General features: G+C 70.3%; 12 protein-coding genes and 1 pseudogene. 12 read left to right on the top strand and 1 reads right to left on the bottom strand.

The window, feature by feature from the left end; translation table 11 throughout:
- The first annotated feature begins 70 nt into the window (after window positions 1-70).
- Genes A5702_RS17810 through A5702_RS17800 form a run of 3 tightly spaced genes read left to right on the top strand, consistent with a single transcriptional unit; the run spans window position 71 to window position 3,540 of the window.
- Entirely contained in the window at window positions 71-1,336 is a 1,266-nt protein-coding gene (locus A5702_RS17810) for an aspartate kinase (protein ID WP_055399861.1), read from the top strand.
- Window positions 1,337-2,371, top strand: a complete 1,035-nt coding sequence (locus A5702_RS17805) for an aspartate-semialdehyde dehydrogenase (RefSeq protein ID WP_068222302.1) — start codon at window positions 1,337-1,339, stop codon at window positions 2,369-2,371.
- 8 nt (window positions 2,372-2,379) lie between these two features.
- On the top strand, window positions 2,380-3,540 hold the full coding sequence (locus A5702_RS17800; RefSeq protein ID WP_197506607.1) for a DUF4185 domain-containing protein: 1,161 nt from the start codon (window positions 2,380-2,382) through the stop codon (window positions 3,538-3,540).
- A 24-nt stretch (window positions 3,541-3,564) separates the two neighbouring features.
- On the opposite strand, the gene A5702_RS17795 is transcribed toward A5702_RS17800, so the two are convergent.
- Window positions 3,565-4,935 carry a hypothetical protein gene (locus A5702_RS17795; protein ID WP_068222296.1) on the bottom strand — a complete coding sequence of 457 codons (1,371 nt, stop codon included), beginning with the start codon at window positions 4,933-4,935 and terminating at the stop codon, window positions 3,565-3,567.
- Window positions 4,936-5,189: 254 nt separating this feature from the next.
- Here A5702_RS17795 and A5702_RS17790 point away from each other — a divergent pair, with 254 nt between their 5' ends.
- The 9 genes and pseudogenes from A5702_RS17790 (at window position 5,190) to egtE (ending at window position 13,878) form a co-directional block, all read left to right on the top strand.
- Window positions 5,190-5,567, top strand: a complete 378-nt coding sequence (locus A5702_RS17790) for a hypothetical protein (RefSeq protein ID WP_055399872.1) — start codon at window positions 5,190-5,192, stop codon at window positions 5,565-5,567.
- 157 nt (window positions 5,568-5,724) lie between these two features.
- Window positions 5,725-6,155, top strand: a pseudogene (locus A5702_RS17785) (hypothetical protein).
- A gap of 50 nt (window positions 6,156-6,205) precedes the next feature.
- Window positions 6,206-7,654, top strand: coding sequence for a catalase (locus tag A5702_RS17780; RefSeq protein WP_055399876.1), 1,449 nt, complete (start codon window positions 6,206-6,208; stop codon window positions 7,652-7,654).
- Window positions 7,655-7,693: 39 nt separating this feature from the next.
- Window positions 7,694-8,341, top strand: a complete 648-nt coding sequence (locus tag A5702_RS17775; RefSeq protein ID WP_156669666.1) for a sensor domain-containing protein — start codon at window positions 7,694-7,696, stop codon at window positions 8,339-8,341.
- A gap of 168 nt (window positions 8,342-8,509) precedes the next feature.
- Entirely contained in the window at window positions 8,510-9,784 is a 1,275-nt protein-coding gene (gene egtA, locus A5702_RS17770) for an ergothioneine biosynthesis glutamate--cysteine ligase EgtA (protein WP_068222287.1), read from the top strand.
- Window positions 9,781-11,070 (top strand): ergothioneine biosynthesis protein EgtB, encoded by a 1,290-nt coding sequence (gene egtB / locus A5702_RS17765; RefSeq protein ID WP_068222284.1) that lies wholly within the window; start codon window positions 9,781-9,783, stop codon window positions 11,068-11,070. The genes egtA and egtB overlap by 4 nt, the downstream gene beginning before the upstream one ends.
- Window positions 11,070-11,771: an ergothioneine biosynthesis protein EgtC gene (gene egtC / locus A5702_RS17760; protein WP_068222282.1), complete on the top strand. Its 702-nt coding sequence runs from the start codon at window positions 11,070-11,072 to the stop codon at window positions 11,769-11,771. The genes egtB and egtC overlap by 1 nt, the downstream gene beginning before the upstream one ends.
- Window positions 11,768-12,733 (top strand): L-histidine N(alpha)-methyltransferase, encoded by a 966-nt coding sequence (gene egtD, locus A5702_RS17755; RefSeq protein ID WP_055399886.1) that lies wholly within the window; start codon window positions 11,768-11,770, stop codon window positions 12,731-12,733. Before egtC ends, egtD begins: the two co-directional genes overlap by 4 nt.
- Window positions 12,730-13,878 (top strand): ergothioneine biosynthesis PLP-dependent enzyme EgtE, encoded by a 1,149-nt coding sequence (gene egtE / locus A5702_RS17750; RefSeq protein ID WP_068222279.1) that lies wholly within the window; start codon window positions 12,730-12,732, stop codon window positions 13,876-13,878. The genes egtD and egtE overlap by 4 nt, the downstream gene beginning before the upstream one ends.
- Window positions 13,879-13,881 lie beyond the last annotated feature (3 nt).

The following is a 13,881-nucleotide window of genomic DNA, read 5'->3' as shown; positions in this document are numbered from 1 at the left end:
GCGACCGGACCCGAGCGCGCGGACCCACGTATTCTGTTTGCGACCTATCTCCGCGAACGGAAAGAGAAACGTGGCGCTCGTCGTACAAAAATACGGCGGATCCTCGGTGGCCGACGCCGACCGGATTCGCCGTGTCGCCGAGCGGATCGTCGCGACCAAGAAGCAGGGCAACGACGTCGTCGTGGTGGTCTCCGCGATGGGCGACACCACCGACGACCTGATGGACCTGGCCCAGCAGGTCTGCCCGGCCCCACCGCCGCGCGAACTCGACATGCTGCTGACCGCGGGCGAGCGCATCTCCAACGCGCTGGTGGCCATGGCCATCGAATCGCTGGGCGCGCAGGCGCGCTCGTTCACCGGTTCCCAGGCCGGCGTCATCACCACCGGCACCCACGGCAACGCCAAGATCATCGAGGTCACGCCCGGGCGCCTGCAGGACGCGCTCGACGAGGGGCGCATCGTGCTGGTCGCCGGATTCCAGGGCGTCAGCCAGGACACCCGCGACGTCACCACGCTGGGCCGGGGTGGTTCGGACACCACGGCCGTGGCGCTGGCCGCCGCGCTGCACGCCGACGTCTGCGAGATCTACACCGACGTGGACGGCATCTTCACCGCGGACCCGCGGATCGTGCACAACGCGCGCCGGTTGGACAAGGTGACCTTCGAGGAGATGCTCGAAATGGCGGCCTGCGGCGCGAAGGTGCTGATGCTGCGCTGCGTGGAATACGCCCGCCGGTACAACATTCCGGTGCACGTCCGCTCGTCCTACTCGGACAAGCCCGGCACCGTCGTCGTCGGATCGATCAAGGACATAGCCATGGAAGACCCAATCCTGACCGGAGTCGCGCACGACCGCAGCGAGGCCAAGGTGACCGTCGTCGGCATCCCCGACATCCCGGGGTACGCCGCCCGGGTGTTCCGGGCCGTCGCCGACGCCGACGTCAACATCGACATGGTGCTGCAGAACGTCTCCAAGATCGAGGACGGCAAGACCGACATCACGTTCACCTGCTCGCGCGACAGCGGGCCCACGGCGGTGGCCAAGCTGGACGCGCTCTCCGACGAGATCGGGTTCACCCAGCTGCTGTACGACGACCACATCGGCAAGGTGTCGCTGATCGGCGCGGGCATGCGCAGCCACCCCGGCGTCACCGCGACCTTCTGTGAGGCCCTGGCCGCCGTCGGCGTCAACATCGAGCTGATCTCCACCTCCGAGATCCGCATCTCGGTGCTGTGCCGGGACACCGAACTAGACAAGGCCGTCGTGGCGTTGCACGAGGCGTTCGGGCTCGGCGGTGACGAGAAGGCGACGGTGTATGCGGGAACGGGCAGGTAAATGGTTGCGATCGGAGTTGTAGGCGCCACCGGCCAGGTCGGCCAGGTGATGCGCAGGTTGCTCGACGAGCGGGACTTCCCCGCCACGTCGGTGCGGTTCTTCGCGTCGGCCCGTTCGCAGGGCCGCAAGCTGGAGTTCCGCGGGCAGGAGATCGAGGTCGAGGACGCCGCCACGGCGGACCCCGCGGGTCTGGACATCGCGCTGTTCTCGGCCGGCAAGACGATGTCGCTGGTGCAGGCGCCGCGGTTCGCCGCCGCCGGGGTGACCGTGATCGACAATTCGTCGGCCTGGCGCAAGGACCCCGAGGTGCCGCTGGTGGTGTCCGAGGTGAACTTCGAGAGGGACGCCCACCACCGACCCAAGGGCATCATCGCCAACCCGAACTGCACCACGATGGCCGCGATGCCGGTGCTCAAGGTGCTGCACGACGAGGCCGAGCTGGTGCGCATGGTGGTCTCCAGCTACCAGGCGGTGTCCGGCAGCGGGCTGGCCGGGGTGGAGGAGCTGGCGACGCAGGCGCGCGCGGTCATCGCGGACGCCGAGCAGCTGGTGCACGACGGCTCCGCGGCCGAGTTCCCGGCGCCCAAGACCTATGTCGCGCCCATCGCGTTCAACGTGGTGCCGTTGGCCGGCTCGCTGGTGGACGACGGCTCCGGGGAGACCGACGAGGACCAGAAGCTGCGGCACGAGAGCCGCAAGATCCTCGGCATCCCCGACCTGGCGGTGAGCGGCACCTGCGTCCGGGTGCCGGTGTTCACCGGACACTCGCTGTCGATCAACGCCGAATTCGCCCGGCCGCTGCCGCCGGAGCGTGCGCGAGCGCTGCTCGACGGCGCGCCCGGCGTCAAGGTGGTCGACGTGCCGACCCCGCTGGGGGCCGCGGGCGTCGACGACTCCCTGGTGGGCCGCATCCGGCGCGACCCGGGTGTGCCCGACGGGCGCGGCCTGGCCTTATTCGTGTCGGGAGACAACCTGCGCAAGGGGGCGGCGCTGAACACCATCCAGATCGCCGAGCTGCTGGCCGCCCAGCTGTGAATCGGCGGGTGGGCTCATCGAGCTCAGCCCACACCCGACTGGTCGCGCGGTGCTCGCTTGCACTGACTCTGCTTGCGCCGCAATGGTTTTGGGTGGCGCACGCCGACCCGCCGGCGCCGGCCCCCGAGCCTATCGTGCAGCCGTTGGCGCCCGGGCAGGTGCTGCGGATCGGCCCCACCGCCGGCACCGGCACCCTCACCGGGGACTACGGCATCGGCGCGACCGACCTGTGTGAGTTCGTCGAGTTTCCCACCGAGCTGCTGCAGGTCTGCGGGGACAGCTTCGCCGGGCAGGGGGTGGGGTTCGGCGGCTGGTATGCGCCGGTCGCGCTGCATGTGGACACCGCGTCCGTCGACGACCCGGCCGGGGTCCGCTACACCGGCGTGACCGGGATCGGCAACCCGTTGCTGGCCGATCCCACCCCGGCAGGCTCCTCGCAACTGCCCGCCGGGGTGGTGCAGATCAACCGGCGCAACTACGTGATGGTGACGACGACGAAGAACCTCGAGCCGCAGAGCTCTCGGCTGGTGACGGCCGAGCCCGCGCGGGCGGGGTGGCAGACCGTCGCCGGGTCGCGGCGACCGGCCTCGTATCAGGGCGGCTCGCAGACGCAGATCAGTGGCTACTACGACCCGATCCCCACCCCGGACTCGCCCACCGGGTGGGTGTACATCGTGGCCGACAGCTTCACCCGCAGGGAACCGGTCGTGCTGTATCGGGTGCCCCCGCAATCGTTTACCGACCGGTCCCGCTGGCAGGGCTGGGCGGCCGGACCGGGCGGCGGCTGGGGTAAGCCCCCGACCCCGCTGTGGGCCGACGCGGTGGGCGAGCTGTGCGTGCGGCAGATCGACGGCAAAGCGGTGTTGTCCTATTTCAACGCCGTCACCGGCAACATGGAGGTCCGCGTCGCCGACGACCCGACGGCGCTGGGTGACGCCCCGGTGACCACGGTGGTGCAGCACGACGAGTGGCCCGAGCCGGCCGAGAGCCTGCCGCCGCCCTACGACAACCGGCTTGCGCAGCCGTACGGCGGGTACATCTCGCCCGGTTCCACCCTTGACGAGCTACGGCTCTTCGTCAGCCAGTGGGACACCCGCGCTCGGGTGGCCGCGCCGTACCGGGTCATCCAATTCGCGGTCAACCCGTTCAAACCGGAGTCAGCCGGCTGAATCGCGGGCCGCGTGCCGCCCGCGTCAGAGGACGATCTCCTTCGGCGGCGCCTCCGGCCGGTCGGTGGGCGGGGGCTCGGTGGGAACCGGCCCGGCCGTCTGTCCGCCGGGCGCGGCGCCTTCGGCGAGGGACGCTTGCCGTTGGGCTTCCTCGGCGGCCTTCGCTTCCTCGGCGGCCTTCGCTTCCTCTTGGGCCTTGGCTTCCTCCTCGGCCTTCGCTTCGTCTTCCTTCTTCTTCTCGTCGTCCACCGGGGTGGTGTCCGAGGCGAGCGTCGCCGGGGCCGCGCCCCCCTGCCCGAGGCCCTGGAAGCTTTGCGCGGCGCCCTGCACGCCCTGCATCACACCCTGCATCCCCTGGCCGAGGCCCTGCAGGCCTCCCGCGACCTGACCAAGCTGCGGGGTGTTCAGACCGGGCGTCGGATTCGGCTTCGGGTCGGGCTTGGGTTCTGGCTTGGGTTCGGGCTTGGGTCCTTCACCGGGGGCGTGGATCACCGTGGCCTTGGGGGGAGGCGGGGGATTCACCGGCGCCAGGGGCAAGTTCGCGTATTTCACGTAATAACTCAGCGCGGATTCCGATTGCGCCTGAAGTTTCTCGTACCAGTCGATGGCCGACGGCAAGTAGGCCTGGTTGTTCTGCGAGTAATACGCATACCAGTAATCGCAGAGGGCGACCTCATAGGACGTGGGATGCGCGCCCTCCAACGCGTACTGGTCCTGATAACCGGTCTTGCCGGCGGCCTTCTTGTGCACGTCGACGACCCGGTTGGCCTGCTTGGCGAGGTCCCCGCACAGCGCCGCCATCGTTATCACGTATTCCCGCTGTTTCTGGAAGTTCTGCTCGACGCTGTCCCTGGCCTCACCCTCCCAGCTGTTGAACAGCCGGAATCGATTGGTCTGCTCCAGAAAGGCCCGCTGGAACGTAATCCATTCCTGCGCGAACCCCCTGAAGGCGGTGCCCTGGTCGCCGGATTCGATCTCCGCCGCCGCCTGCCGCACCTCGTAGTAGGGGAGCTCGATCGTCGACGCCGCCGGCAACGGCGGGGGCGCGGTCCACGGCTCTTCGTCCGCGACCACCGCCGCGGGCGCCACCGACGACGCGGATGAACCGCTGTTCATCGTGCTTGCAATGGCCTCCGCGGACTCCGTCTCGACCTGCTCGTAGGCCTTGGCCGCGTTCCGCAGGGATTTGGCGAGCGCCTTCCACTCCCGTTCGCACCCTTTGAGGTACATCCGCACGTTGTCGGCGTTGAGCGCGAGGCGTGCGGCCGCGTCGGTGACGAACGTCAGGCCACACGGCCCCGGTGGGTTGGTGGACGGGACGGGCGGCAGCGGTTGCTCGATCTCGGCGGCGCGCGCGAGGAGCTCCTGATACTCGACGTTCAGCGTCTGCGTCATAGCCGCTCGTACTCCTTGTGCCGCGGGCGGTGCGGTGGCGCCGGTCACCACCAGAGCAATCCTAAGCCCGCGAGTGGGGCCGGGTATGCGCTTATTTGCGCGGGCCGCGCGGCGCGAAAACCGCAGGAATGCGCGGCGGGGCAGGCGATGTCGGCGGCCGGCGCGGCCCGTCGTTTCAGACGGGGCCGGGCTCACAGCTGCTACATAACCAATGCATAGCCCGAACTATTGTTAACGCCTTCATCATTTGTCTCATGAGTGAAACAGCTGAAACCCCCACCGTGCGGTCGTCCACCGCAACCGCACCGGCCGCCGCGGAAGCCGTGGCGGCATACCGCGCCCCGCGGGTCTTCCAACTCGCCGCGTGGGTCGCCATCGTCGCCGGGATCGTGTTCATCGTCGCGGTCGTCTTCTTCACCGGCTTCATCCTCGGCCACCGCGGCGGACACCACGGCCATCACCATCACAAGCACCACGCCGCGTGGATGCACCAGCACCGCATGGGCGGCCCGGGCGGCCCGGGCGGCATCCAGCAGGGCGGACCCGGTGCGCAGCAGGGCGGACCCGCGTCGGCGACTCCCGGCGCGCCCGGCCCCAGCCAGATTCCGTCGTCGGTCGCCCCCTCCCGGTAGTCCAAATCCCCGTCGATCAATCAGCAGCCCGGTGCTCACCAGAGCACCGGGCTGCGTGTCGCTTCGTCGCCGGCGACTAACCGGCGGGTATCGATTCACAGCAAGTTTGTCGGCGCAACCTGTTATGCCCGACGCGGCGCTGGGCAATATTCAAGGCATGAGCCAGACACCCGAGCCGACGACCCCCCCGACGCCCGCCGCCGCGTGTAGAGCCGCGGCGGCCGCACCCGCTCCGGGGGCGGCGGCGGGGCCGCGGTTGCGGCGGCGGCCTGGGTGATCATCGTCGCCGGCGTCGTCTTCATCATCTCCACGGTGTTCTTCGCGGGCGCCTTCGTTTACGGGTATTACCACCACTGCCACCATCACCACGGCCAGATGTTCCGGCCGGGCGGCAGCCCCGGGCCGGGCAACGGCCAATGGGGTCCCGGACCCACCCCGGCCAGCCCGTGGGGTGGCGGCCCCGGGTTGATCGTGCCCATGCCGCCCGGCGGTCCGGGCGGCCCCGGCGGACCGGTCAGCGGCCCGGGCGTCAGCGGCCCCGGTGGGCCGTCGATGAGCCCGCCCGCCGCGCCGGCACCGCGTCCCTGACCGACCGCTTCGGATAACCGGCGCAGCCCACCAAACGAGGAGACAGCGAAATGACGGAACGCTTCACCACCAACGACGCGGGCATCGCCGCCCCCAGTGACGACCAGTCGTTGACGATCGGTCCCGACGGTCCGATCCTGCTGCAGGACCATTACCTGATCGAGCAGATGGCCCAGTTCAACCGGGAGCGCATCCCGGAGCGTCAGCCGCACGCAAAGGGCGGCGGCGCCTTCGGCACCTTCGAGGTCACCAACGACGTCAGCAAATACACCAGGGCCGCGGTGTTCCAGCCCGGCACCAAGACGGACATGCTGGCGCGGTTCTCCACCGTCGCCGGCGAGCGGGGCAGCCCGGACACGTGGCGCGATCCCCGCGGCTTCGCGCTGAAGTTCTACACCAGCGAAGGCAACTTCGACATGGTCGGCAACAACACACCGGTCTTCTTCATGCGGGACCCGCTGAAGTTCCAGCACTTCATTCGGTCCCAGAAGCGTCTGCAGGCCAGCAACGTCCGCGACCACAACATGCAGTGGGACTTCTGGACGCTCTCGCCGGAGTCGGCCCACCAGGTGACCTGGCTGATGGGCGACCGGGGGATCCCCAAGACGTGGCGCCACATGAACGGCTACAGCAGCCACACCTACAGCTGGATCAACGCCGCCGGCGAGATCTTCTGGGTGAAGTACCACTTCATCACCGACCAGGGGATCGACTTCCTGCCCCAGGAGGACGCCGACAGGCTGGCCGGCGAGGACGGCGACTACCACCAGCGCGACCTCTACGAGGCGATCGAGGGCGGCCAGCACCCCAGCTGGACGCTCAAGATGCAGATCATGCCGTACGACGAGGCCCGCAATTACCGGTTCAACCCGTTCGACCTGACCAAGGTGTGGCCGCACGGCGACTACCCGCTGATCGACGTCGGCAAGATGACGCTGAACCGCAACGTGACCGACTACCACACCGAGATCGAGCAGGCCGCTTTCGAGCCGAACAACACGGTGCCCGGCACCGGGCTGAGCCCGGACAAGATGCTGCAGGCCCGCGGGTTCTCCTACTCCGACGCACACCGCGCCCGGCTGGGGACCAACTACCGGCAGATCCCGGTGAACACGCCGAAGGTCGAGGTGAACAGCTACTCGAAGGACGGCGCGATGCGCATGCAGAACGTCTCCGACCCCGTGTACGCGCCCAATTCCTACGGTGGCCCGCACGCCGACCCGGCACGCGCCGCGGAGGTGCGCTGGCACGCGGACGGCGACATGGTCCGCGCCGCGTACACGCTGCACGCCGAGGACGACGACTGGGGGCAGGCCGGCACCATGGTCCGCGACGTCCTGGACGACGCCGCGCGGGACCGGTTGGCGCACAACATCATTGGACACGTCTCCAAGGGTGTGAAGGAGCCGGTGCTGTCGCGGGTGTTCGAGTACTGGCGCAACGTCGACCCCGATCTGGGCAAGAAGGTGGAAGAGGGCGTGCGGGCAGAAGGGGGCTGACCACGCCCCGGCGTTCCTGGCATGATCGCTGGAATGACCATGTGGGTCCGCGCGGCCGCGATCGCCATCGCTCTCGCCGTCGACGCCGCGGCCGCCCTGCGGGTCGCGGCCGCCCACCCGTCGGAACCCGGGGTGGTGAACTACGCGGTGCTGGGCAAGGGCTCGGTCGGCAACATCGTCGGCGGCCCGATGGGCTGGGAATCGGTGTTCACCCAACCCGTGCAAGGCGATTGGGTGGACGTGCCGGTGTGCAACAACTGGGCCGACATCGGGCTGCCCGAGGTGTACAACGACCCGGACCTGGCGTCCTTCAACGGCGCGGTCACCCAGACGTCGGCCACCGACCAGACCCACTTCGTCAAGCAGGCGGTGGGCGTGTTCGCCACCGGCGACGCCGCCGGTCGCGCGTTCCACCGCGTGGTGGACCGGACGGTGGGCTGCTCGGGCCAGACCACCGCGGTGCATCTGGACAACGGCGTCACCCAGGTGTGGTCGTTCGACGGCGGGCCACCGGGTGCCGCCGACGCCAACTGGACCAAGCAGGAGGCCGGCACCGATCGGCGGTGTTTCAATCAAACCAGGCTGCGCGAAAACGTGTTGTTGCAGGCCAAGGTCTGCCAATCTGGCAACGCCGGACCGGCGGTCAACGTGCTGGCTGGGGCGATGCAGAATGCGCTGGGTCAATGAATCGGGTTTCGGGGCCCGTTCTCAGCACGCTTGAAAGTCGGCACGAACGGGAATATGTCGGGGCCATCTGCTAGATGAAGTAGTGGCGGTTATCGTCCCTTTAGCTCCCCGCGAGGGGGCGGTCCGCCGGCGCGTGTTCAGGCTGTTCGGGCCCGAAGGGATCGTGATATGACGTTCGCCGCTATCACTACCGCGGGCTCCGAGCTGGACAGCGCGGCCATGGCCGATTCCAAGGCCGCCGCGCGCTACATCGCCGACGCCTGCCTCGTGGACGCGCCCCTGGGCCGCGTCGGCCTGGAGGTGGAGGCCCATTGCCACGACCCGGCCGACCCGCACCGCAGGCCCGGCTGGGAGGAGATCGCCGAGGTTCTCGGCGTGCTGCCGGCGCTGCCGGGCGGCAGTCGGGTCACGGTGGAACCCGGCGGCGCGGTGGAGCTGTCCGGCCCGCCGGCCGACGGCGTGCTTGCCGCGATCGACGCGATGCGGCGCGACCAGGCCGTGCTGCGGTCGGCGTTCGCCGACGCCGGGCTGGGTCTGGTTTTCCTCGGGGCGGACCCGCTGCGGGCACCGCAGCGCATCAACCCGGGCGCGCGCTACCGCGCCATGGAGCAGTTCTTCGCGTCCAGCCGCTCGGGCGAGGCGGGCGCGGCGATGATGACGTCGACCGCATCCATCCAGGTCAACCTGGACGCCGGGCCGCGGGCCGGCTGGGCGGACCGGGTGCGGCTGGCGCACGCCCTCGGGCCGACCATGATCGCGCTGGCCGCGAACTCCCCGATGCTGTGCGGGGACTTCACCGGGTGGGCGTCCACTCGGCAGCGGGTGTGGGGTCAGATGGACTCGGCGCGGTGCGGGCCCATCCTGGGCGCCAGCGGCGACGACCCGGGCACCGACTGGGCGCGCTACGCGCTCAAGGCCCCGGTCATGCTGGTGCACGCTCCGGACGCCGTGCCGGTCATGGAATGGGTGCCGTTCGCCGACTGGGTCGACGGGCGCGTGCTGCTCGGCGACCGCCGTCCCACGGTCGCCGACCTGGAATACCACCTGACCACGCTGTTTCCGCCCGTACGCCCGAGGCAGTGGCTGGAGATCCGCTACCTCGACAGCCTGCCTGACGAACTCTGGCCGGCCGTGGTGTTCACGCTGGTGGCCCTGCTCGACGATCCCGAAGCCGCCACCGCCGCGACCGAGGCGGTCCAGACGGTGGCCACCGCGTGGGACACCGCCGCCCGGCTGGGTCTGCGGGACCGTCGACTGCACACCGCGGCGACCAAGTGCGTGGCCGTCGCCGCCCGGCTGGCCCCACCCGAACTCGGCGATTCGATGCAGCGTCTGCTCGACGCCGTCGAACGGGGCCGATGTCCGGGTGATGACTTCTCCGACAACGTGATTCGGCACGGCATCGCGGCTACCGTGGCGCGACTGGCGCAAGGGGAGCTGTGACGTCCGCGCAAAGGCTTGCCGACGATTTGGCGCGGGCGCGGGCGCGAACACTGCGCCTGGTCGCTTTCGACGACGACGAACTGTACCGGCAGTACGACCCGCTGATGAGCCCGCTGGTGTGGGATCTCGCGCACATCGGGCAGCAGGAGGAGTTCTGGCTGCTGCGCGCCGGTGACCCGGGCCGGTCCGGCATGTTGCCACCGGCCGTCGAGGGCCTCTACGACGCCTTCGTGCATTCCCGCGCGAGCCGGGTCGAGTTGCCGTTGCTGTCCCCCGACCGCGCGCGGGCGTACTGCCGCACCGTGCGGTCGGCGGTGCTCGATGCCCTCGACGCGTTGCCCGAGGAAAGCGACGACTTCGCGTTCGGGTTGGTGGTCAGCCACGAGAACCAGCACGACGAGACCATGCTGCAGGCGCTGAACCTGCGCAGCGGCGCCCCGCTGCTGCAGGAGGGCGCGGCGCTGCCGGCCGGCCGGCCCGGCCTGGCCGGGACCTCGGTGCTGGTGCCCGCCGGGCCGTTCGTGCTGGGCGTGGACGCCGCGAGCGAACCGTATTCGCTGGACAACGAGCGTCCCGCCCACGTCGTCGAGTTGCCGGCGTTCCGGATCGGCCGGGTGCCGGTCACCAACGGCGAGTGGCGGCACTTCATGGACGACGGCGGGTACCGCCAGCCGCGGTGGTGGTCCGAGCGCGGCTGGGAGCATCGCCAGCGCGCGGGCCTGACCGCGCCGCAGTTCTGGAGCGCCGACGGGCGGACCCGCACCCGGTTCGGCCACGTCGAAGACGTCCCCGCCGACGAGCCGGTGCAGCACGTCACCTACTTCGAGGCGCAGGCCTACGCGGCCTGGGCCGGCGCCCGGCTGCCCACCGAGATGGAGTGGGAGAAGGCCTGTGCCTGGGACCCCGCCACCGGCACCCGGCGCCGCTACCCGTGGGGTTCCGAGCCGCCGTCGGATGCCCTCGCGAACCTGGGCGGCATGTCGTTGCGTCCCGCGCCCGTCGGGGCCTATCCGGCCGGTGCGTCGGCGTACGGGGCGGAGCAGATGCTCGGCGACGTGTGGGAGTGGACCAGCTCGCCGCTGCGGCCGTGGCCGGGTTTCGTCCCGATGATCTACGAGCGGTATTCGCAGCCGTTTTTCTTTCGTGACTACCGGGTGCTGCGCGGTGGCTCGTGGGCCGTGGAGTCCGCCATCCTGCGGCCGAGCTTCCGGAACTGGGATCACCCGATCCGGCGCCAGATCTTCTCCGGCGTCCGATTGGCTTGGGACGTCGAGGATTTCGCCTGATGTGCCGTCACCTCGGCTGGCTCGGGGCCGACGTCAGCGTCTCCTCGCTGGTGCTGGACCCGCCGTACGGGCTGCGGGTGCAGTCGTATGCCCCGCGCCGCCAGAAGCACTGCCTGCTCAACGCCGACGGTTGGGGTGTCGGATTCTTCGACGGCGGCACCCCACGCCGCTGGCGCAGCCAGGCGCCGTTGTGGGGCGACGTGTCGTTCGACTCCATCGCGCCGGCCCTGCGCAGCCATTGCGTGGTGGCAGCGGTGCGCTCGGCGACCGTCGGCATGCCCATCGAAGTCAGCGCGACGGCCCCGTTCACCGACGGCCAGTGGTTGCTGTCGCACAACGGGATCGTCGACCGCGCGGTGCTGCCGGTCGCCGCGCGGGCCGAATCGGTCTGCGACAGTGCTATTCTCGCGGCCGTCATCTTCGAGCGCGGCCTCGACGCGCTCGGTGAAACCATCACCGAGATCGCGGCAGCCGACCCGAACGCCCGGCTGAACATCCTGGCCGGCAACGGCTCTCGCCTGCTGGCGACGGCCTGGGGTGACACGTTGTCGCTCCTGCGCCGCCCGGACGGTGTCGTGCTGACCAGCGAACCCTATGACAACGACTCCGATTGGGAGGATGTGCCGGATCGCCACCTCGTCGAAGTCACCGCGGCGGGTGTCACGCTGACCCCGCTGGAACACCCGGAAGGTTCTCGATGACGCTGACACTGTCCAACCACCTGGCCGCCGACTCCGCGTACCAGGCCTTGCGCCGGGACGTGTTCGAGGGGCTGCAACAGACGCCGAAGTCGTTGCCGCCCAAGTGGTTCTACGACTCGCTGGGCAGTCATCTGTTCGACCAGATCACCCGGTTGCCCGAGTACTACCCGACCCGCGCCGAGGCCGAGATCCTGCGCGCGCGCTCGGCCGAGGTCGCGGCGGCCAGCGGGGCCGACACCCTGGTGGAGCTGGGCAGCGGGACGTCGGAGAAGACCCGGCTGTTGCTCGACGCGCTGCGCGAGCGCGGGGCGCTGCGCCGCTTCGTCCCGTTCGACGTCGATGCCGGCATCTTGTCGACGGCCGCGGCGGCCATCCAGCGCGAGTACGACGGCGTCGAAATCAACGCCGTCTGCGGCGATTTCGAGGAACACCTGACCGAGATCCCGACCGGCGGGCGGCGCCTGTTCGTGTTCCTGGGGTCGACGATCGGCAACCTGACGCCCGGTCCGCGGGCCGAGTTCCTGGCCAGCCTGGCGGCCCAGATGCGGCCGGGGGACAGCCTGCTGCTGGGCACGGACCTGGTCAAGGACACCGGCCGGCTGGTGCGCGCCTATGACGACTCGGCCGGGGTGACGGCGGCGTTCAACCGCAACGTGCTGGCCGTGATCAACCGGCAACTCGACGCCGATTTCGACGTCGAGGCTTATCAGCACGTGGCGCGCTGGAACGCCGGGGAGGAACGCATCGAAATGTGGTTGCGCGCCAGCCGGGACCAGCGGGTCCGCGTCGACGCGCTCGACCTGACCGTCGATTTCGCGGCCGGGGAGGAGATGCTCACCGAGGTGTCGTGCAAGTTCCGCCCGGACGGGGTGAGCGCCGAACTGGCCGGCGCCGGACTGCGGCGCACCCGGTGGTGGACGGACGCCGCCGGCGATTTCGGGTTGTCGTTGGCCGTGAAGTGACGGCCGACGGGTCGCTGGCGCAGCGATGGCGGGCGGCCCGCCTGCCCGTGGCCGGACTGCACCTGGACAGCGCGGCCTGTTCGCGGCAGAGCCTCGCGGTGATCGCGGCCGCCGACCAGCACGCGCGCAACGAGTCGGAGGTCGGCGGGTACGTCGCGGCGGAGGCGGCCGTGCCCGCGCTCGACGCCGGGCGGGTCGCGTTCGCCGCGCTGGTCGGCATGCCCGACGCCGAGGTGGTGTTCACCACGGGCTCGCTGAACGCGTTGGACCTGCTGCTCGGCGCCTGGCCGACGGATCGCCGCCGGGTCGCGTGCCTGCCCGGCGAATACGGCCCGAACCTGGCGCTGTTTGCCGCCCACGGATTCGACCGTCAGCTGTTGCCGACGCTCGACGACGGCCGCGTCGCGCTCGACGACGCGGCGCTGGCGCTTGCGGACGAACCGCCCGATCTGGTCCACCTGACCGCGGTCGGCAGCCACAGCGGTGTGGTGCAACCGTTGTCGATGATCGCCCGGCTGTGCCGCGAACTGGGGCTGCCGCTCGTCGTCGACGCCGCCCAGGCGCTGGGCCAGGTGGACTGCGCGGTCGGCGCCGACGCGACCTACGCGTCGTCGCGCAAGTGGATCGCCGGGCCGCGCGGCGTCGGGGCGCTGGCGGTGCGCCGGGAACTGATGGAAACCCTGCGGCCCAGGCTGGCGGCGCCGGATTGGCTCGCGGGATCGTTCACGGTGGCCCAGCAACTCGAGTTCGGCGAAGCCAATATCGCCGCGCGCGTGGGCTTTTCACTGGCTTTGGGGGAGCATCTGGCGTACGGGCCGCAGGCCGTGCGGACGCGGCTGGCCGAGGTGGGCGCCGCCAGCCGCAGGGCGCTGGCCGACGTGGCCGGCTGGGCGGTGGTCGAAGAGGTCGACGAGCCGAGCGCCATCACTACGCTGGCCCCGGTCGACGGCGCCGATCCGCAGGCGGTGCACGCGTGGCTGCTCGCCGAGCGGCGGATTCTCACCACCTTCGTCGGCGTGCAGCGGGCGCCCCTGGAACTGGCCGGGCCGGTGCTGCGGATCTCGCCGCACGTCGACGCCAGGGCCGACGATCTTCAGACCTTCGCCGAGGCGCTGATCGCGGCGACGGCGGCGACGTCCGCCTGAGAG

It is taken from the genome of Mycobacterium sp. E3339 (assembly GCF_001666915.1).
Taxonomy (GTDB): Bacteria; Actinomycetota; Actinomycetes; order Mycobacteriales; family Mycobacteriaceae; genus Mycobacterium.
The sequence above is the reverse complement of the archived record's forward strand: the minus strand, read 5'-3'. Positions and strand labels throughout refer to the sequence as shown.

Coding starts and splice junctions, on each gene's coding strand:
- A5702_RS17805 (WP_068222302.1), top strand. CDS start 1,337: ATGGTTGCGATCGGAGTTGTAGGCGCCACCGGCCAGGTCGGCCAGGTG.
- A5702_RS17795 (WP_068222296.1), bottom strand. CDS start 4,935: ATGACGCAGACGCTGAACGTCGAGTATCAGGAGCTCCTCGCGCGCGCC.
- A5702_RS17790 (WP_055399872.1), top strand. CDS start 5,190: ATGAGTGAAACAGCTGAAACCCCCACCGTGCGGTCGTCCACCGCAACC.
- A5702_RS17780 (WP_055399876.1), top strand. CDS start 6,206: ATGACGGAACGCTTCACCACCAACGACGCGGGCATCGCCGCCCCCAGT.
- A5702_RS17775 (WP_156669666.1), top strand. CDS start 7,694: ATGTGGGTCCGCGCGGCCGCGATCGCCATCGCTCTCGCCGTCGACGCC.
- egtA (WP_068222287.1), top strand. CDS start 8,510: ATGACGTTCGCCGCTATCACTACCGCGGGCTCCGAGCTGGACAGCGCG.
- egtC (WP_068222282.1), top strand. CDS start 11,070: ATGTGCCGTCACCTCGGCTGGCTCGGGGCCGACGTCAGCGTCTCCTCG.
- egtD (WP_055399886.1), top strand. CDS start 11,768: ATGACGCTGACACTGTCCAACCACCTGGCCGCCGACTCCGCGTACCAG.